Genomic DNA, 19,063 nt, shown 5'->3' on the forward strand with positions numbered 1-19,063 from the left:
GGTGTGATCTCCGGCGCGCCTCCTGGACCTCGCCCCGGCGCATTTGCGAGCCTGGTCCCGGACAAGCCGAAGGCCCCTCCGAATAGCGTTCGGAGGGGCCTTCGTGTACCGCACCGGCGATCGGATCCCTGCTGGCCCTGGGGCCGCGGGGTCCGGTCCCGCGGGTCCGCGCCGTGAGGTGCGGTCCGGCGGTTCGAACGTTCCGCCGAAGCGGGTCGTTCGCCCGGTCCGTCGCCCTGACCCGGCGACGGGAGGTGCTGAGAGTCCGAGGACCCACCGCACCGCGGGGCGGTGTCCGGTGTCGGCCGAGCCGGACGCGGGTCGGGCGTCCTGGTGGTCTCCCACCGAGCTCGGCGACCTGTCGGTCACCTCGGGTGAGCCGTCTCGCTCCGGCGGACCGGCGCGGGGTGGTTCACCCGACCCGTCCAACTCCTGCGCCGTTCGTCCGGTCTCCCGGTCGATCAGCCTCGGTGCTGTGCGAGTAGGGAGAGCGTGCTCCCGTCCGGGGCGCTCCGCAACCGGTTTGGGGACCGGATCTGCGTCCACAGCGCGTCCCCAAGCTTCTCCACACCGCGGGGCGCCGAACTGCGCCGTCGCGCACAGCCCTGTGGACGAAAGTGGTGGACAGGGACCGCCAGGAGTCTCGCATCGTGAGATGCGGGCGCGGGTGGCGGGTGCTCAGGGAGGGCTGCCCGGGACGGATCAGGCGAGCGCGAGCGCCGAGCGCAGGTGCAGCGCTCCCCGGCGCGGGTCCCAGGCGGTCATCGACCAGCCGGGCCGCACGCCGCCGGCTGTCACGTCGAGGTCCTCCGCGCGCTCGAGCCGCAGCGCTACCCGCCCGGGCACCGGGACGGGCGCAGCGAACTCCGCCGTCCAGGTGAACGCCTCGCCGCGCAGCGGGCCGAGGGCCGCGAGCGCCCGCGCAGCGGTGTCCATGCCGTGAGCGATGGTCCCGCGGAACCCGAACGCGCGCGCCGCAAGGGCGTGGGTGTGGATGGGGTTGCGGTCCCCGGAGACCGTGGCGTACTCGCGCGAGGTGAGCTTCGCCGTCGTCCATCCCCCGGTGGGCACGGGCGGGCTGAAGGCCGGGCGCTCGGGCCGGTCGAGGAGCGCGAGGTCGGGCAGCTGCACGCCCTTGGCGAGGTAGGTCGACACGCCCTGCCAGACGAGCTCGCCGTCGGGCCGGCCGACGCGCGCCTCGGTGACGAGCTCGACCTGCGTGCCCAGGCGGTCGCCGGAGCCGACGGGGCGGCCGACGAGGTCGCGCGCCCACGTGGTGGCGACGAGCGCGTCGTCGGTGCGCACGGCCCGCAGCTGCTCGACGCGGTTGGCGACGTGCACCATGCCGAGCATCGGCAGCGGGAAGTCCGCGCGGCCCATGAGCGCGAGCTGCAGCGGGAAGAGCGTGACGTGGACGAAGCCCGGGGGAGCTGCCTCGCCCGCGGTCTCGCCGATCAGCCGGCAGTAGGCGTCCAGCCGGGCGCGGTCCAGGTGCACGTCGGCGACGCGGAGCGCCCGGTCGGGCAGACCTTCCCCGACCGAGGCGGTCGCGACCATCGCGCGACCGGCCCGCGCGAGCGCGCCGGCGTACAGCGGCCCGGTGGCCGGGAGCGCGGCGAGGTGGTCGACGCGGGTCGGGGCGCCGGCCGTCGACCCGCCGTCGAACGCGCCGCCGTCGAGCGTCTCGCCGCTCATCGCCCGACCAGGTTCTGCCCGCACACCCGCAGCACGGCGCCGTTGACCCCGCCGGCCTGCGGCGAGGCGAGGAACGCGATCGCCTCGGCCACGTCGACGGGCTTGCCGCCCTGTCCCAGCGAGCTCGCGCGGCGGGAGATCTCCCGCGGCACGGCCGGGATCGAGGACGTCATCTCGGTCTCGATGAACCCTGGCGCCACCGCGTTGGCGCGCCCGCCGCCGGCCGCGAGCACGGGCGCCCACGCCTGCGTCGCGCCGATCACGCCCGCCTTGGAGTACCCGTAGTTGGTCTGCCCGCGGTTGCCCGCGATGCCCGACGTCGAGGCGAGCGACACCTGCACGAGGTCCGGCACGCGCGCGGCGAGGGTCTGCGTGATCGCGAGCTGCGCCGCGAGGTTGACCCCCACGACGCTCGTCCACTGCTCGGGCGACATGTTCGCGAGCAGCTTGTCCCGCAGGATGCCCGCGTTGTGCACGAGCACGTCGAGCCCGCCGAACGCGCGCTCGGCACGGTCCAGGATCCGCTCGCCCGCGTCGGGCGCCGTGATGTCGAGCTGCAGCGCGATGCCGCCCACCGCGTTCATCGTGCGCGCCAGGCCCTCGCCCGCGGCCGGCACGTCGACGCCGAGCACGTGGGCGCCGTCGCGCGCGAGCACGCGCACCGTCTCTGCGCCGATCCCGCGTGCCGCACCGGTCACGACGGCGACGAGCCCCTCGAGCGGTCGCGTCCAGTCCGCGGGGGCCACGCCGTCGGACGTGATCGGCAGCAGCTGGCCGTCCACGAACGCGGACCGGGCCGAGACGAGGAAGCGCAGCGCTCCGAGGACGGCCGGCGCCGCGACGTCGACGCCGTCGGCGAGCTGGAGGCCGTTCGCCGTCGCGCCCGCGCGCAGCTCCTTGCCGAGCGAGCGGACGAGGCCCTCCACGCCGGCGCGGGCCGCGGAGCGGGCGGGGGTGTCGTCGGGGCGTGGCAGCCGCGAGAGCGTGACGACCCGGGCGCACCGCGCGAGGTCGCGCAGCACGCCGGCGACGGCGAGCACCGCCTCGGCCTCCTCGCCCGGCGACTCGAGGTCGGTCAGCACCGCGACCACGGCGCCCCAGCGCTGCTGCGCGGGCGCGCCGACCTGCGGGGAGTGCCGCCGCACGTCGACGCCCCAGCCGAGCAGGGCGGTCGCGAGGGCGTCGGCGTCGGGGCCGGTCCCGACCACGAGCACCGGTCCGCTCGCGAGCGGCACGTCGACGTGGTCGGGGTCGGTGCGGCGCAGCGAGACCGGCTCGGTGAGGCCGAGCGCCTTCGTCAGGGTGCGCCCGACCTGCTGCTGCACGCCGCGCAGGGGCGCAGGAACCTTGGCCATGCTCACGCCTCCAGCAGCATCGCGACGGCCTGGCCGCCCGCGGCGCAGACCGAGATGACCCCGCGGAACGGTGCCTCGCGCTCGGGGTCGGCGGCTCGCCGTCGGGCCAGCAGGGTTGCGAGCGTCGCCACGATCCGCGCGCCGGTCGCGGCGAACGGGTGGCCCGCAGCGAGCGAGGAGCCGGCGACGTTGAGCCGGGCCGGGTCGAGCGTCCCGAGCGCGGGGAGCCCGAGGCGCTCGGCGGCGAAGGCCTCGTCCGCCCAGGCGGTCGTCGTGGCGACCACGACGCCGGCGAACGCCTCGTGGATCTCGACGAGGTCGATGTCGTCGAGGCCGAGCCCCTGGCGGGCCAGCAGCCGCGGGACGGCGAACGCGCCGCCCATGAGCAGCCCGTCCTCGCCGCGGACGAAGTCGACGGCGGCGGCCTCGGCGTCGACGATCCGGGCCAGCGCGGGCAGTTGGCGCTGCGCGGCCCACTCGGGCGAGGCGATGAGCACGGCGGCCGCACCGTCCGACAGCGGGGTGGAGTTGCCGGCCGTCATCGTGGGGTTCGGCTGGTCGTTGCCGAAGACGGTGCGCAGCCCGGCGAGCGCCTCGGCGGTGGTCTCGGGCCGCAGCGCCGCGTCGCGGGTGAGGCCGCGGTAGGGGGTGACGAGGTCGTCGAACAGGCCGTCCTGCCACGCCTGCGCGAGGTGGTGGTGGGAGGCGAGGGCGACGGCGTCCTGAGCCTCGCGGGTGACCTGCCACTGCAGGTTGGTGAGCGCCTGGTGCTCGCCCATCGACAGGTGCGTGCGCGGCTCGTTGACGTTCGGCGCGACGGGCGCGAGGTCCGCAGGACGCAGCTGGCCGAGCAGCTTGAGCTTCTCCGGCACCGAGCGCGCGCGGCCCAGCCGCAGCAGCACCCGGCGCAGGCGCTCGGAGACCACGATCGGGGCGTCCGACGTCGAGTCCACGCCCGCGGCGACGCCCACCTCGATCTGGCCGAGGGTCACCTTGTTGGCCACGTCCCACGCGGCCTCGATGCTCGTCGCGCACGCGCGCTGGAGGGTGACGGCCGGGGTGGTCGCGTCCAGCGAGGAGCCGAGGACGGCCTCGCGGGCGAGGTTGAAGTCCCGGCTGTGCGCGAGCACGGCGCCCGCACGGACCTCGTCAAGCCGGGCGCCGGCGAGGCCAAACCGGGCGGCGAGGCCGTCGATCGTGCTCGTGAGCATGTCGAGGTTCGAGGCGCCCGCGTAGGCGCCGCCCGCCTTTGCGAACGGGATCCGGTTGCCGCCGACGACGACGGCGGTGCCGTTCGGCGTCGGGCGGGCTGAGCCCGCGGACGAGGCAGTGGGGGAGGCGGTGGGGGAGTAGGACGGGGCGCTGGTCATCGACGACCTCTCGGTGGCTCGTGGCTCTACGGCGGGCAAAGTGCCTAGTACCCACAGTACGGGATATCGGGCGAGGTCGGCAGGGCTGATCGGGCGGCCGGGGAGGGCGGGGCGTCCGGCAGCGCGCGGGCAGGGAGCGGTGGGCGGCCCGGGCGGCCTGCCGCTCAGACGCTTTGACTGGAGGCGCGGTCACTTTGACTGGTCGGGTCTCCGGCCGCCGCACGCGCACCCCGCTGACCTGCGGCGATACCACCCGGCCCACACCGAGTCGCGATCTGGCCAGTCAATGCGAACACCCCTCCAGTCAAAGCGCACCGGGCCGCGACTCGTCCACGCGGACGAGACATTGACTCGCCTGCTGGTCGACGAGCGCGCCACGTCACGCGTGCCCGCTACGAGCGGCACCTACATCGAGGGCACGCCGCGCCTCGTTCCGGTCGCGTGGGAGTCCGCGGCGTTCCTCGCGGGGGTCGTCCCGATCTTCGCGGGAGTCCACGCGCGCTTCCCGTGGGACCGCGTTGCGCCCTGGCTGAAGCCCGGTGCGATCCCCGCCCGCCAGCGGCTCTACCGCTACTACGAGGTCGCTACGCGGTGGCCGACCAACCTTCTGAGCTGGGCCGTGGTCGACGGCTGGGACCGCGAGGTCGCGATCGAGCTCCAGGTCGCGCTGCTCGACGCGTACGCGCGGGTCCCCCAGCTCGAGGCGCGCGCGAGCGCGCTCCGCAGGGCGTGGACGCACATCCGCGAGGACGAGAGCCTGTGGCGACTGCACGTCGCGGGGTCCCGGACGACGTCGACCGCTACTGGCGCAACGACCTCGACGACGCGTTCTACTCGGTCCTGCCCGAGGTCGCCGGGCCGGCTGACGCGCTGGCGTGGGCCTACCAGGGCCTCGCCGCCGTCACCCGCGTCCTCGACCCGGTCACGAGGCGCGACTTCGGAACGGCGACGTTCGTGGCGGACTCGCTGCTCGCCGTCGGGCGCCGCGAGGTTCCGCCCCTGCTGGACCTGGCGCTGCCCGGGGTGGCCGCGGACGTCGAGGCCGCGCTGCGGGCTCGGGCTGCGGGGTTCGACGCCGCGACGGTGCGCGCGCACGTGCGTACCTACCTCGTGCGCGCGATGCAGGCGGGGGAGGTCGAGCTCGCCAGGCGCGTCGCCGCGCTCGGCTCGGGGGTGTCCGGGTACGCCGTCTCGATCCCCGAGAGCCCGACGCGGATGCCCGACGTCGTGCCCCTCTTCCCGTTCGTCGAGGACCTCGAGGAGGTGCACACGGTGCGGCGCGGGCGGAACCCGCTCGAGCGGGCGCTCGCGGACCGGGCCGCGGCGGCGTCCCGGACGCTCGACGCGGGCGCAGACCCCGACGGTGGCGAGGGCTGCGAGGACGATGCCGACCCCGGCCGCCCGCCGCGCCCCCTGGCCGCACGTGCGAACGACGACGGCGAGCTCGCCGTCGGGCACGTCGAGGAGGTCGAGATCGGCGATCCGGTGGGCGACCTCGACCGGCTGATCGGCCTCGCACCGGTGAAGCAGCAGGTTACGAGGCTGCTCGCGGAGGCGCGGGCCGAGGTGATGCGGCGCCGGGTCGGGATGCCGGACACGGGTCGATCCCGGCACCTGCTGTTCGTGGGCAACCCCGGCACGGCGAAGACGACCGTGGCGCGCATCGTGGCGCGGATCTACGCCCAGCAGGGACTGCTCAGCCGTGGGCAGCTCGTCGAGGTGAGCCGCGCCGACCTGGTGGGGGAGTACATCGGGCAGACCGCGCCGCGGGTGCGGGCCGTGCTCGAGCGGGCGCTCGGCGGCGTGCTGTTCATCGACGAGGCGTACTCACTGGTGCCGCGTGACTCCCATCGCGACTTCGGGCACGAGGCCGTGGCGACCCTGCTCAAGGGGATGGAGGACCTGCGCGAGGATCTCGTCGTCGTCGCCGCGGGTTACCCCGAGGAGATGCGACGGTTTGTGGACGCCAACCCGGGGCTCGCGTCGCGCTTCCCCACCACGGTCGAGTTCGCCGACTACGACGACGACGCGCTGTGGGCGATCTTCCGGCTCGTCGCGACCGAGGCGGGGTTCACGCTGGCGTGGGGGGTGGAGCAGGCGGTGCGCGCGCTGCTGCCGCGGGTGCGCCCGCGCAGGTTCGGCAATGGACGCTTCGTGCGAAACGTCTTCGAGGAGGCGACGGCGCTGCAGGCCGTCCGCGTCGTCGCGCTGACCGACCCGAGCGCCGACGTCGTGCGTACGCTGCTGCCGCAGGATCTCCCGGCAGGCGGCGCGGTCAAGGAGAGCGTGCAGCCCTCGGCCGGGCTGTACCTCTAGCCCTGGGCTAGCGGGCGTAGGGGTCGGCTCGGCGGCGAGTCGAGGTCAGGACGGCAGGTTCCGGCTCTCCCGCCGAGGGGTCGGCCGAGCGCGACGATGCACGAGGTAGTAGGCGCCGAGGACCACGATGAAGAACCCCACGGCCACGGTGAACGCGGCAGGGACGGACCAGAGGTTCAGGCCCACGGTGAGCCGGATCGAGGCGGCCAGCATCGAGAAGCCCAACGGGCGGTAGTTCCGCCCTGCATCGGGAGTATCCATCACGGGCTCGGCCGCGCTCGGGCCCGATCAGGCTTGGCTCAGCCGCGCTCGTAGAGGCGGCGGTGCTCGTTGAGTCCGACGAACCGGAACGACCCGGCGCGCTCCGCCGTCGTGCGGTACTCGCGGCCGTCCTCGGGCAGCGTCGTCTTGTGCAGCACCTCGTAGGCGGTGTGGTCCAGCGGCACGCGCGTGTCGATCATCGCGGTGTGCTCCTCGCGGCGCAGGTGGTCGCGGTAGCCCGGCTGCACGACGCCGCCGAAGAACTCGGCGACGGAGCCGGAGCCATAGCTCGCCAGGCCCACGCGCGCGCCGGTGAGGTCGTCGGCGTGGTCGAGCAGCGAGGCGAGGGCCACGTACACGGATGCGGTGTAGGAGTTCCCGATGAGCCGGTTGTAGCGCATCGTGTCCTCGAGGTAGGCGGCGACCTCGACCGGGGTCGGGTTCTGCCCGTTGAGGACGGCGAGGTGGCGGTGCGCCTTCGTCGCCATCTTGGTGAACGGCTGGTGGTAGCAGATCGAGGCGAACGACTCGAACGGCTCCCCGCCCTGGTCGGCGTAGTCCTGCCATGCGCCGCCGATGGCGTTGAGGTACGCCTTGATCGAGCCCTTGCCGTCCACGAGCGCCGTGGAGCGGTAGTTGGGCCGCCAGAAGTCCATGACGTCCTCGGTGTACACACCGGCGGGGTTCTCGACGGCGAGCAGCGCCGGGTTCGCCTGCACCAGCATCGCGGCGGCGGCCGCGCCCTGGGTGGACTCGCCCGAGGAGCCGAGGTCGTAGCGGGCCACGTCGGAGGCGACGACGAGCACCTTCTGCGAGGGGTCGCGCGCGATGAGCCCGACGGCGAACTGCAGCGCCGCCGTCGCGGAGTAGCAGGCCTGCTTGAGCTCGACCACGCGGACGGTGGGCGGGAGCCCGACGAGGGAGTGCACGTAGACGCCGGCCGACTTGCTCTGGTCGATGCCCGACTCCGTCGCGAACAGCAGCGTGCGGATGCCGTCGGTGCCGTTGCGCGCGATGATCCGCGCCGTCGCGTCCGCGGCCATCGTCACGATGTCCTCGTCGGCCGCGAGCACGCTCATGACGTGCTGGCCGATGCCGACCGTGAACTTCGCGGGGTCGATGCCGTGGTGGTCGGCCAGGCTCTCGAGGTCCAGGCTGTGGTGCGACGTCGCGAGGGCGAGGTCGTGGATGCCGATGCTCGGCGTCGCGGCGTCGGTCAGGGACGTCGTCACTGGTCTCCTCCTCCTGTCACCCTCGGGTGGCTCACCTCGGGGGTGACAGGCACCCGTGATGCCCACCGACGATTATGGACCCGCCTCGGCGACGGGAACGACAGGCGGCCGCATCCGGACGGCACTCTGCACGCGATCTCCACGCCCCTCGTGGCGCGAGTCACGCCGTCGCGCCTGGATCGGCGAGGGGCGCCGAACCTGCGCCGGGGGCGGTCGCCGACGCGGCGGCGGGCCGCGCCGCTCCTCGCTCGAGCACGACGTGGCTGCGCATGAGCTCGCCCGGGTTCGTCTGCGCCGCGAGCAGCGACAGCTCGCCGCACAGCACGCTCGCGGCGGCGAGCACCGCGAGACGGCGCGCGTTGGCGCCCGGCTCGCGCTCCTCGCGGCAGCCGAGCCGGGTGAGCGCCTCCTCCACGCCGGGCAGTCCCTTGCCGTTGCCGACCGAGCCGACGATGAGGTTGGGCAGGGTGCAGGAGAAGTAGAGGTCGCCGTCGCGGTCCTCCGCGAGCGTGATGCCCTGGGAGCCCTCGACGATGTTCGCGGCGTCCTGGCCCGTGGCGAGGTAGAAGGCCAGCAGCATGTTGGCGTAGTGCGCGTTGGCCGAGCGCAGCGCGCCCGCCACGAGGGAGCCGACGAGGTTCTTGCGGATGTTGAGCGTCTCGACGCGCTTCGCCGTGGTGCGCAGCCGCTTCTCCACGAGCTCGCGCGGGACGAGGATCTCGGTGACGACGTTCTTGCCGCGGCCGAGGATGCCGTTGACGGCCGAGGGCTTCTTGTCGATGCAGTAGTTGCCGGAGATCGAGCCGTAGCGCACGCCCGGCACGACGCCGAGGATGTGGTCGAGCAGGCGCTCGGACGCGAGCGTCACCATGTTGTGGCCCGACGCGTCACCCGTGGTGAGCTCGAACCGCACGAACAGCAGGTCGCCGACGATCTGCGCGTGCAGGTCGACGAGCCGGGCGAACCGGCTCGTCGTCGCGACCACGTCCTGCAGCGCGGCGCGGTTGCCCTCGATCCAGCGCCACGCGGCCAGGGCCGTGGCGGCGTCATCGGCCTCCAGCAGCACCGAGCGCGACATCCGCTCGTCGACCACGACGGCGCGGATCCCGCCCTCGACCAGCGTCGAGATCCGTGCGCCCCGACCCACCGACGGCCACAGCGGCGTCTCGTAGGTCGCGAGCGGCACCGAGAGCTCGGCGTCGACCTCGCCGCTCACGCGCAACGGGCCGACCCACTTGAGCGGGATCGGGGTGGTCAGGTCCGGGGAGCTCACCGCGTCAACCTACCGCCAGCCCTGTTCCGCGGCCGAAAGTACCTGATACTCTGAGTTTCATGAGTCGTGTCGACGTGGACGCGGCGTCGTCGACGTCGCCCGCCCCCGAGCCGAGCGCCGACGGGCGCGCCCGGCGCTGGGACACCCACCGTGCGACGCGGCGTGACGAGCTCACCCGAGCCGCCCGCCGCGCGGTCCACCACGGCGGACCCGACCTCTCGATGGACGAGATCGCGACGGCGATCGGCACCTCGAAGTCCATCGTCTACCGCTACTTCCGCGACCGCAGCGGCCTGCAGGCCGCCGTCGGCGAGGCCGTCCTGCGCGACCTCGGTGCCGCGCTCGCCGAGGCCACCCGCGGCGCCGCCGATCCCGGCGAGACCGTGCACGCCATGGTCGAGGTCTACCTCGCGATGATCTCCACCTCGCCCGCCGTCTACCAGTTCGTCACGCGCGCGGGCGACGTCGGGGACGCCGACGCCCCGATGCGCACGCTCGCCGACGACGCCGCGGCGCTCCTGGTCCCCGAGCTCGAGCAGGTGCTGCTCGACTCCGGCCGCGAGGGGGCGCTGGCGCACATGTGGGCCGCCGGGGTGATCGGCTTCGTCCGCGGCGCGGCCGAGGTCTGGCTCGCCGAGCGCGCGTCCGACGGCGCGCTCGGGTCGCCCCGCCCGGCCCCGGAGGACGGCTCGCCCGATCCGGCGCTCGTCACGCTCGCCGACACCATCACGAGCTGGATCTGTCTCGGGACCGGCGCCACGCCGTCGGCCGTGCCCTGAGCGCGTCCCGCGAACCGCGTCACCGCACGACCGCTTCACCCGCACCGCCCGCAGACCCGCACCGCCCGCAGACCGCACACTGCACGAGAACGCAGCCAAGGAGCCGACGATGGCCACGACCGCAGCACCCTCACCCGCCCAGCCCCTGTCGGAGAGCTCGCTCGCGCGCATCTCCGCCGCGCTCGACGGCCGCTGGGCCGAGCGGCGCCGGGCCTCCCGCACGGTCTGCACCGAGCCGGACCTCGTGAGCGTGCCCGGTCTCTCCGTCGCCGACCACCGCGCCCGCGTCCTCGCCGCGATCGGTGAGCTCGCCAACCGCGGCGAGGTGCAGCGCGCGTTCCCCGCCCGCCTCGGCGGCGCCGACGACCCGGGCGGCAACATCGCCGGGTTCGAGGAGCTGATCGTCGCCGACCCGTCGGTGCAGATCAAGGCGGGGGTCCAGTGGGGCCTGTTCGGCGCGGCGGTGCTGCACCTGGGCACCGCGCATCACCACGACGAGCTGCTGCCAGGCATCATGTCGCTCGCGGTGCCGGGGGCCTTCGCCATGACCGAGACCGGCCACGGCAGCGACGTCGCCTCCATCGGTACGACGGCCACCTACGACCCGGACTCGCAGGAGTTCGTGATCCACACCCCGCACCGCGGCGCGTGGAAGGACTACCTCGGCAACGCCGCGCAGCACGGCGTCGCGGCCGTGGTGTTCGCGCAGCTCGTCACCGGCGGGGTCAACCACGGCGTGCACGCGTTCTACGTCCCCCTGCGCGACACCGACGGCGAGCGTGACGAGCGCGGCGACCTCCCGATGCTGCCGGGCGTCACGAGCGAGGACGACGGCGTCAAGGGCGGGCTCAACGGCATCGACAACGGCCGGCTCGCGTTCGACCACGTCCGCATCCCGCGGACGAACCTGCTCGACCGGTACGGCCAGGTCGCGCCCGACGGCGAGTACTCCTCTCCCATCGCCTCGCCGGGGCGGCGGTTCTTCACGATGCTCTCGACGCTCGTCCAGGGACGCGTCTCGCTGGACGGCGCGTCCGCCGTCGTGAGCAAGATGGCCCTGGCGATCGCGATCCGGTACGCCGAGCAGCGCCGCCAGTTCACCGGGGCCGACCCCGACGTCGAGACGGTCCTCATGGACTACGGCACCCACCGTCGGCGCCTGCTGCCGCTGCTCGCGCGGACCTACGCGGTGCAGCTCCTGCACAACGACCTGCTCGAGCGGTTTCACGGCGTGTTTTCCGGCGAGCACGACACGGACTCCGACCGCGAGGACCTCGAGACCCTCGCGGCGGCGGCCAAGCCGCTGTCCACGTGGCACGCGCTCGAGACGTTGCAGACCTGCCGCGAGGCGTGCGGCGGCGCGGGCTTCCTCGCCGCGAACCGGCTGGTCGGGCTGCGCGCGGACATGGACGTCTACGCCACGTTCGAGGGCGACAACACGGTGCTGCTGCAGCTCGTCGGCAAGCGCCTGCTCACCGACTACGGACGCTCGACGGCGAAGATGGACGTCGCCGGTCAGGCCCGCTGGGTCGCGGAGCGCGCGGGCGACATGGCGCTGCACCGCACGCCGCTGCGCCGCGCGTCGCAGTCGATCCGGGACTGGGGCTCGCGCGCCCGGTCGGCTGAGGAGCTGCGCGACCCGGCCGTGCAGCGCGAGCTGCTCGAGGACCGCGTCGAGACGATGGTCGAGGAGATCGCCCTGCGGCTGCGGCCCACTCACAAGGCGTCCGCGGCGGAGAAGGCGGCGGCGTTCGACGCCAACCAGGCCGAGCTCGTCGAGGCGGCCCGGGCGCACGGCGAGCTGCTGCAGTGGGAGTCGTTCACCGGCGCGCTCGAGTCGATCACCGATTCGGACGCCAAGCGCGTGCTCGTCTGGCTGCGCGACCTGTTCGCGCTCACGACCATCGAGCGCCACCTCGCCTGGTACGTCGTGAACGGACGCCTCTCGGCGCAGCGGGCCCGCACCGTGACGTCGTACGTGGAGCGGCTGCTGCTGCGGATCCGGCCCTACGCCGGCCAGCTCGTGGACGCGTTCGGGTACGGCCCCGAGCACCTGCGCGCCGAGATCGCCACGGCGGCCGAGGGCGAGCGGCAGGCCGAGGCCATGGCGTACGCGCGGGCCCGGCGGGCCAGCGGCGAGGCGCCCGTGGCGGAGAAGGACCTCGTGCGCCGGTCCGGGTCCACCCAGACCCCGCGCGAGGCCGCGGCCGCGCCCGCCTGACCGCGAGGCGCCCGACGCGCGACGGCGAGCCCACCTCTCCCCCCGACCCACCTCCGAACGGGCTTAGGCTTGCCTCACTTGAGACGTGGCGAGAGGTGCGGAACGTGGGTCGTGGTGTGGTCACCGAGATGCAGGTCGTGGCGAAGTCGTGGGTCAGCCCCCACCTCGTGCGGCTCGAGCTGGCCGGCCCCGGGGGCCGACCGCTGAACGAGTTCCCGACGAACTCCTTCGCCGACGCCTACGTGAAGGTGGTGCTGCCGCCGCGCGGCGTCGACCTGGGCTGGCCCTACGACGTCGAGCACGTCCGGGAGCACCGCCCCGCGCAGGAGTGGCCGGTGATGCGCACGTACACGATCCGCTCGTTCGACGGCGAGCGCGTCGCGCTCGACTTCGTCGTCCACGGCGACGAGGGCGTGGCCGGGCCGTGGGCGCGCGGCGTCGAGCCGTACGGGCACGGCAGCCTCGTCCAGGTGCGCGGTCCGGGCGGCGCCTACTCCACGGACCCCGACGCCGACCACCACCTGCTCGTCGGCGACACGTCCGCCCTGCCGGCGATCGCCGTCGCGCTGGAGCGTCTCCCGCTCGGGGCGAGCGCCGACGTCGTGATCGAGGTCGCGGACACCCGCGAGGAGATCCCGCTGACCACGGCCGGCGACGTCCGGGTGCGCTGGGTGCACACCGCCTGCTCCGACCTCGCGCCGGGGGAGGAGATCATCGCCGTGGTGCGTGGGCTGCACCTGCCCGGCGACGTGCACGCGTTCGTGCACGGCGAGGCCGGCTGGGTGAAGCAGCTGCGCAGCCACCTGCGCTTCGACCGCGGCATCCCGCGCGAGCGCCTGTCGATCTCCGGCTACTGGCGCCGCGGCGCCACGGACGAGCAGTGGCGCGCCGGCAAGCGCGAGTGGAACGAGTCGGTCGAGGCCGAGGAGCTCACGCACGGCTCGACCGTCTGACGCGCCGCGCGGAGGGTGCGGCTCAGCGACGCGTGTACGTCAGCACGACCGGTGTTCCCGCGCTGTCCACGGTGAGGCTCAGCCGGTCGCCGTCGCACACCACCGTGGCGCTCGTCCGCGCGTCGGTGCTCGGCACGTCCGCCAGGGACGTCTCGGTGGTCTGAGGCGCCCCGTCGCCCACCGGTCCATCTCCCACGCACCGAGCATGCAGGTGGCCACGTCGCCGGCGGCCGGCGGCCGGCTGCCCGGCGGCGCCGGCCGCGTCGGTCGTGGTGGCGTCGGGGGTGTCCTCGGCGTCGGACTCGCCCGAGCAGGCGGAGAGCACGACGGCGAGCGCGGCCGTGGCGAGCACGGCGAGCAGCCGGCGGGGGTGCGGCGCGGAGCGAGGCACGAGTCGCGGTCCTCTCGCGATCGGGGGATGCGAGTCGAGCAGAGTTGCGAGTCGCGCGCGGCGCAGGCGCCGCGCGCGACTCGGCGGCTCAGCGGCGCGTGAACGTCTGCACGAGGGAGGTTCCGGCGGCGTCCGTGGTGAAGGTGAGCGTGTCGTCGGCGCACGCCACCGTGAGGCTCGTGCCGGCGCTCAGGGCGCCGACGTCCGCGAAGGACATCTCGGTCGTCTGCGGCGCGGCGGTGCCCACCGTGACCGTCGAGGAGACCGTGCCGTCCGCCGAGATCAGCTCGCCGTAGGTGAGCACGTCGCCCGCGAGCGTGTAGGAGAACGCGTTCGAGCCCTTCGTGACGCTCTCGCCCGTCATCGCGGTCCCGTCGGACTCGGTCGCGAACGTCGCGGTGGTGTCGACCTCGGAGGCCACGGTGGTGGCGTCGATCGTCATGCGGGACCAACCGTCGACCGACATGTCGGCTGCGGCGCCGCCGAGCATCTGCTCCACCTGCTCCTTCATCGCGGCGGTGTCCATCTCCCAGTCGCCGAGCATGCAGGACGCGACGTCATCGGCGGCGGCGGGCGCCTCGGCTGACGTGGACTCCTCGGCGACCGTCGGCTCGTCGGCAGCGGTCGACTCCGCCTCGTCGGCGGTGGGGGCGGCGGTGGCGGCAGGGGTGGCGTCGCCGTCGGAGGAGCCGGAGCACGCGGTGAGCACGACGGCGAGCGCGGCCGTCGCGAGGACGGCGAGGACGGGACGGGGGGTCAGGGTGGATCGAGACACGAGTCGCGGTCCTTTCGGGTCGGTTCAGGCGAACCGAGAAACGTACACCACGTCCGGCGGGCAGGGGCCGCCGCGACGCTCGACCACGGACGCCCGGCGGCCCTGTGGCGGCGCGGCGATAGGCTGACCGCGAGCACGCCGTCCCGCGCGGACGGCCCGGTCACCTCCCCAGACAGGACGCCATGAGCACGCCCGCGAACCCGGACGCCATCCCCACGACGGACCTGCCCGACCTGCCCGATCACGCGCCCGACACGGTCGAGGACGCCGCGGCCACGCTGGACCGCGCACTCCCGTACCGCGAGCTCGGCCTCAAGGACGACGAGTACGCCCGGATCGTCGAGCTGCTGGGCCGCCGCCCCACCGCTGCCGAGCTCGCGATGTACTCGGTGATGTGGAGCGAGCACTGCTCCTACAAGTCCTCCAAGGTGCACCTGGGCCAGTTCGGCGACAAGACGACGCCCGAGATGCGCGAGCACCTGCTGGTGGGCATCGGCGAGAACGCCGGCGTCGTCGACATCGGTGGCGGCTGGGCTGTGACGTTCAAGGTCGAGAGCCACAACCACCCCAGCTACGTCGAGCCGTACCAGGGCGCCGCGACCGGCGTCGGCGGCATCGTGCGCGACATCATCTCGATGGGCGCCCGGCCCGTTGCCGTGATGGACCAGCTCCGGTTCGGCGCGGTCGACCACCCGGACACGGCGCGTGTCGTGCACGGCGTGGTGTGCGGCGTCGGCGGCTACGGCAACTCCCTCGGCCTGCCGAACATCGGCGGCGAGACCGAGTTCGACCCGTGCTACCAGGGCAACCCGCTCGTCAACGCGCTGTGCGTCGGCGTGCTGCGGCACGACGACATCCACCTCGCGAACGCCTCGGGCGTGGGCAACAAGGTCGTGCTGTTCGGCGCGCGCACCGGCGGCGACGGCATCGGCGGCGCCTCGATCCTCGCGAGCGAGACGTTCGAGGGCGGCGTGCCGGCCAAGCGCCCGAGCGTGCAGGTCGGCGACCCGTTCATGGAGAAGGTGCTCATCGAGTGCTGCCTCGAGCTGTTCCACGGCGGCCTCGTGGAGGGTATCCAGGACCTGGGCGCCGCGGGCATCTCGTGCGCGACCAGCGAGCTCGCCTCCAACGGCGACGGCGGCATGCACGTGGACTTGGAGAACGTGCTGCTGCGCGACCCGACGCTGACCGCCGGCGAGATCCTCATGTCGGAGTCGCAGGAGCGCATGATGGCGGTGGTGACGCCCGAGAACCTCGAGGCGTTCCTCGCCGTCACCACGAAGTGGGACGTCGAGACGGCCGTGATCGGTGAGGTCACCGGCACCGGCCGCCTCACGATCGACCACTTCGGTCACCGGATCGTCGACGTCGACCCCCGCACCGTCGCCCACGAGGGCCCGGTCTACCACCGCCCGTTCGCGCGGCCGGCCTGGCAGGACGCCCTCGTCGCCGACGCGGCCGAGGCGCTCCCGCGTCCCGGCACCCCGGCGGAGGTCCGCGAGCAGTGGCTGCGCCTCGTCGCGTCGCCGAACCTCGCCTCCGCGGCGTGGATCACCAACCAGTACGACCGCTACGTGCAGGGCAACACCGCGCTCGCGATGCCCGACGACGCGGGCGTGGTCCGCGTCGACGAGGCCACCGGGCTCGGGGTCGCCATCGCGACGGACGCCAACGGCCGCTTCACCAAGCTCGACCCGTACACGGGCGCGCAGCAGGCGCTCGCCGAGGCCTACCGCAACGTGGCGACGGTCGGCGCGCGGCCCCTCGCTGTCACCGACTGCCTCAACTTCGGCAGCCCCGAGGACCCGGACTCGATGTGGCAGCTCGTCGAGGCCATCACCGGCCTCGCGGACGCGTGCCGCACCCTCGGCGTGCCCGTGACCGGCGGCAACGTCTCGCTCTACAACGGCACCGGTCAGCCGGGCCGGATCGACTCCTCGATCAACCCGACCCCTGTGGTGGGCGTGCTCGGGGTGCTCGACGACGTCGCGCACGCCACGCCGTCGGGCTGGCGCGAGGAGGGGCTGGGCGTCTACCTGCTCGGGACCACGCGCGAGGAGCTGTCCGGCTCGGAGTGGGCGCGCGTGGTGCACGACCACCTCGGCGGCACGCCGCCGGTGGTCGACCTCGCGGCCGAGCGCGCGCTCGGCGCGATCCTCGTCACCGCCTCACGCGACGACGTCGCGGTCGCCGCGCACGACCTGTCCACCGGCGGCCTCGCGCAGGCGCTCGTGGACGCCTCGGTCCGGTTCGGCGTCGGCGTCCGGATCGACCTCGCGGGCCTGCTGGCGCGCGACGGCGTGGACCTCACGTCGGCGCTGTTCGCCGAGTCGGGCGCCCGCGCGCTCGTCGCCGTGCCGCTCGGCTCGGAGGTGGCGCTCGCGGACCTGTGCTCGGCGCGCGGCTTCCCCGTGCTGCGCCTGGGCGAGACGACCGAGGAGGCGGAGGTCGCCGTCGTGACGCCCGACGGCGAGCTCACCCTCGCGCTCGAGGAGCTGCGTGCGGCGAGCGCCACGACGCTGCCGCACCACTTCGCCTGAGGCGCGCAACGCCCTAGGCGCGCGTCTCGTCATCCGGAACGCCGCAGCCGTGCCCGGCGCTCGGCGTCCCGTACCGCCTGGAGCGCGTTCTCACCATCCGGAACGCGTCGTGCCCGCCGGGTGAGCGGGCCGCTTCCCGCCGAGTCTGGCCTCACGCCGACGTCGATCCCGACGCCGCGAGACCGCCACCTCCGAGGAGCACGCCCGCCATGACGCGCACGACCCAGCCGCCCGCCCGGCGCACCCGACCCACGACCGCTCGCCACGCCGTCGTGCCCGCGATGCTCTCCGCCGGCCTGCTCCTGGCCGCGTGCGCGAGCCCTGGCACCGCCGGCTCCGACGGCAGCGGCGACGCCACCGACGGCGCGTCGGACGGCGCCGACGAGGCCACCCCGGTCGAGGGCGGCAACCTCACGTTCGCGATCACGGTCGACTCGCACTGCATCGATCCGCAGCAGGTCGGCAACAACGACGCCATCGCGGTCGCGCGCCAGACGGTCGCCTCGCTCACGGCGCAGGACCCCGAGACCGGCGAGATCGTGCCGTGGCTCGCGACGTCGTGGGAGTCGAACGAGGACGCCTCCAGCTTCACGTTCACGCTGCGCGACGACGCCACGTACGCCGACGGCACCCCCATCGACGCGGAGTCGGTGAAGACCAACTTCGACGCGATCGTGGCGCTCGGCGCGAAGGCCAGCCTCGGTTCGCAGTACCTCGCCGGCTACGAGGGCACCACGGTCGTGGACGAGCACACCGTGACGGTGGACTTCGCGGCGCCGAGCGCGCAGTTCCTCCAGGCCACCTCGACCTTCAGCCTGGGCCTGCTCTCGCCGGCGACGGCGCAGCTCACCCCCGAGGACCGCTGCACCGGGGACTTCGTCGGCTCGGGCCCCTTCGCGGTGTCCTCCTACACCCAGGACTCCGAGATCGTGCTGGAGAAGGTGCCCGACTACGCGTGGGGCTCGGAGGCGAACGGGCACACCGGCGCCGCCTACCTCGACACGATCACGTACACCGTGGTCCCGGAGTCCTCGGTGCGCACGGGCAGCCTCGCCTCGGGGCAGATCGACGCCACCGCCGCGATCGCCACCGTCGACCTGCCCCAGTTCGCGGGCGATGGCTTCTGGTCCACCTACCGCGCCAACCCGGGCGTGGTGTTCTCGCTCTTCCCGAACGAGTCCTCCCCGCTCGGCGGCGACAAGGCCGTGCGCCAGGCGATCCTCAAGGGCATCGACCGCGAGCAGGTCGCGACCACGCTCCTCACCGAGGAGGACCAGCCCGCGACCAGCGTGCTGTCGCGCTCCACGCCGCTCTACACCGACCTGGGCGACGCGCTCGCCTACGACCCCGAGGGCGCGAAGAAGATCCTCGACGACGCCGGCTGGGTCGAGGGTGCGGACGGCGTCCGGGAGAAGGACGGCCAGCGGCTGTCCACCACGGTGACGTTCTGGCAGGTCCCCGAGCCGCTCGAGCTCGTCCAGCAGCAGCTCGCCCAGATCGGGGTGGAGCTCAACCTCCAGCACGTCACGGTCGCCGAGTCGCAGGCGATCAAGGAGAGCGGCGACTTCGACTTCGACTACTACAACCTCACGCGATCCGACCCGGACGTGCTCCGGCTGATCTTCTCGGCCAACGCCCGCAACGTGAACAAGCGCGAGCCGGCCGAGGTCGACTCGCTGCTGGACTCCTCCGCCACGATCACCGATCCCACGCAGCGCCAGGACGTCCTCGCCCAGGCCGCGGAGCTCCTCGTCGAGGACGCGCACGCGATCCCGGTGTACGAGCTGTCCACCACGATCGTCGCCGCGGACCACGTGCACGGACTCGGGTTCGAGGCCTCCTCGCGGCTGGACTTCTACGACGCGTGGGTCGAGGGCGGGGCGGGGTCGTGACCCGCTACCT

At 73.8% G+C, this 19,063-nt stretch carries 14 protein-coding genes; 6 read left to right on the top strand and 8 right to left on the bottom strand.

Annotated elements, in window-relative coordinates:
• Positions 1 to 702: 702 nt before the first annotated feature.
• The 3 genes from FH969_RS01880 to FH969_RS01890 are packed head-to-tail and all read right to left on the bottom strand — an operon-like array spanning position 703 to position 4,420.
• Positions 703 to 1,695, bottom strand: coding sequence for a MaoC/PaaZ C-terminal domain-containing protein (locus FH969_RS01880; RefSeq protein ID WP_234417859.1), 993 nt, complete (start codon positions 1,693 to 1,695; stop codon positions 703 to 705).
• Positions 1,692 to 3,050, bottom strand: coding sequence for a 3-oxoacyl-ACP reductase (locus tag FH969_RS01885; protein ID WP_139985762.1), 1,359 nt, complete (start codon positions 3,048 to 3,050; stop codon positions 1,692 to 1,694). Before FH969_RS01885 ends, FH969_RS01880 begins: the two co-directional genes overlap by 4 nt.
• Positions 3,051 to 3,052: 2 nt before the next feature.
• On the bottom strand, positions 3,053 to 4,420 hold the full coding sequence (locus tag FH969_RS01890; RefSeq protein ID WP_139985725.1) for an acetyl-CoA C-acetyltransferase: 1,368 nt from the start codon (positions 4,418 to 4,420) through the stop codon (positions 3,053 to 3,055).
• A 759-nt stretch (positions 4,421 to 5,179) separates the two neighbouring features.
• On the opposite strand from FH969_RS01890, the gene FH969_RS01895 reads away from it, so the two are divergent.
• Positions 5,180 to 6,736, top strand: coding sequence for an AAA family ATPase (locus tag FH969_RS01895; RefSeq protein ID WP_139985727.1), 1,557 nt, complete (start codon positions 5,180 to 5,182; stop codon positions 6,734 to 6,736).
• A gap of 45 nt (positions 6,737 to 6,781) precedes the next feature.
• On the opposite strand, the gene FH969_RS01900 is transcribed toward FH969_RS01895, so the two are convergent.
• From FH969_RS01900 to FH969_RS01910, 3 genes are all read right to left on the bottom strand, one after another.
• On the bottom strand, positions 6,782 to 6,997 hold the full coding sequence (locus FH969_RS01900; RefSeq protein WP_139985729.1) for a hypothetical protein: 216 nt from the start codon (positions 6,995 to 6,997) through the stop codon (positions 6,782 to 6,784).
• A gap of 38 nt (positions 6,998 to 7,035) precedes the next feature.
• Positions 7,036 to 8,229, bottom strand: coding sequence for a hydroxymethylglutaryl-CoA synthase (locus FH969_RS01905; RefSeq protein WP_246071644.1), 1,194 nt, complete (start codon positions 8,227 to 8,229; stop codon positions 7,036 to 7,038).
• 160 nt (positions 8,230 to 8,389) lie between these two features.
• Complete coding sequence (locus FH969_RS01910) at positions 8,390 to 9,502, bottom strand: hydroxymethylglutaryl-CoA reductase (RefSeq protein ID WP_139985731.1); 1,113 nt, start codon at positions 9,500 to 9,502, stop codon at positions 8,390 to 8,392.
• 59 nt (positions 9,503 to 9,561) lie between these two features.
• On the opposite strand from FH969_RS01910, the gene FH969_RS01915 reads away from it, so the two are divergent.
• The 3 genes from FH969_RS01915 to FH969_RS01925 all read left to right on the top strand — a co-directional run bounded on the left by FH969_RS01915 (position 9,562) and on the right by FH969_RS01925 (position 13,455).
• A complete protein-coding gene (locus FH969_RS01915) occupies positions 9,562 to 10,281 on the top strand; it encodes a TetR/AcrR family transcriptional regulator (RefSeq protein WP_139985733.1) in 720 nt (239 codons plus the stop codon).
• Positions 10,282 to 10,390: 109 nt separating this feature from the next.
• Positions 10,391 to 12,502, top strand: coding sequence for an acyl-CoA dehydrogenase family protein (locus FH969_RS01920; RefSeq protein WP_139985735.1), 2,112 nt, complete (start codon positions 10,391 to 10,393; stop codon positions 12,500 to 12,502).
• 104 nt (positions 12,503 to 12,606) lie between these two features.
• A complete protein-coding gene (locus FH969_RS01925) occupies positions 12,607 to 13,455 on the top strand; it encodes a siderophore-interacting protein (RefSeq protein ID WP_246071645.1) in 849 nt (282 codons plus the stop codon).
• Between the two features lie 22 nt (positions 13,456 to 13,477).
• On the opposite strand, the gene FH969_RS01930 is transcribed toward FH969_RS01925, so the two are convergent.
• Both FH969_RS01930 and FH969_RS01935 read right to left on the bottom strand, forming a co-directional pair.
• Complete coding sequence (locus FH969_RS01930) at positions 13,478 to 13,846, bottom strand: hypothetical protein (RefSeq protein ID WP_108718345.1); 369 nt, start codon at positions 13,844 to 13,846, stop codon at positions 13,478 to 13,480.
• 88 nt (positions 13,847 to 13,934) lie between these two features.
• Positions 13,935 to 14,621, bottom strand: a complete 687-nt coding sequence (locus FH969_RS01935) for a hypothetical protein (protein ID WP_139985737.1) — start codon at positions 14,619 to 14,621, stop codon at positions 13,935 to 13,937.
• Positions 14,622 to 14,803: 182 nt separating this feature from the next.
• Here FH969_RS01935 and purL point away from each other — a divergent pair, with 182 nt between their 5' ends.
• Both purL and FH969_RS01945 read left to right on the top strand, forming a co-directional pair.
• Positions 14,804 to 17,161: a phosphoribosylformylglycinamidine synthase subunit PurL gene (gene purL, locus FH969_RS01940; protein WP_139985739.1), complete on the top strand. Its 2,358-nt coding sequence runs from the start codon at positions 14,804 to 14,806 to the stop codon at positions 17,159 to 17,161.
• A gap of 209 nt (positions 17,162 to 17,370) precedes the next feature.
• Positions 17,371 to 19,053 carry an ABC transporter substrate-binding protein gene (locus tag FH969_RS01945; protein ID WP_218975233.1) on the top strand — a complete coding sequence of 561 codons (1,683 nt, stop codon included), beginning with the start codon at positions 17,371 to 17,373 and terminating at the stop codon, positions 19,051 to 19,053.
• Positions 19,054 to 19,063 lie beyond the last annotated feature (10 nt).

Origin of the sequence: Miniimonas arenae (assembly GCF_006351005.1) — a bacterium.
GTDB lineage: Bacteria > Actinomycetota > Actinomycetes > Actinomycetales > Beutenbergiaceae > Miniimonas > Miniimonas arenae.

Excerpts from the sequence above, each read along its gene's own strand:
- FH969_RS01880 (WP_234417859.1), bottom strand. The coding sequence starts at position 1,695 with ATGAGCGGCGAGACGCTCGACGGCGGCGCGTTCGACGGCGGGTCGACG.
- FH969_RS01915 (WP_139985733.1), top strand. The coding sequence starts at position 9,562 with ATGAGTCGTGTCGACGTGGACGCGGCGTCGTCGACGTCGCCCGCCCCC.
- purL (WP_139985739.1), top strand. The coding sequence starts at position 14,804 with ATGAGCACGCCCGCGAACCCGGACGCCATCCCCACGACGGACCTGCCC.
- FH969_RS01885 (WP_139985762.1), bottom strand. The coding sequence starts at position 3,050 with ATGGCCAAGGTTCCTGCGCCCCTGCGCGGCGTGCAGCAGCAGGTCGGG.
- FH969_RS01890 (WP_139985725.1), bottom strand. The coding sequence starts at position 4,420 with ATGACCAGCGCCCCGTCCTACTCCCCCACCGCCTCCCCCACTGCCTCG.
- FH969_RS01900 (WP_139985729.1), bottom strand. The coding sequence starts at position 6,997 with ATGGATACTCCCGATGCAGGGCGGAACTACCGCCCGTTGGGCTTCTCG.
- FH969_RS01920 (WP_139985735.1), top strand. The coding sequence starts at position 10,391 with ATGGCCACGACCGCAGCACCCTCACCCGCCCAGCCCCTGTCGGAGAGC.
- FH969_RS01945 (WP_218975233.1), top strand. The coding sequence starts at position 17,371 with ATGACGCGCACGACCCAGCCGCCCGCCCGGCGCACCCGACCCACGACC.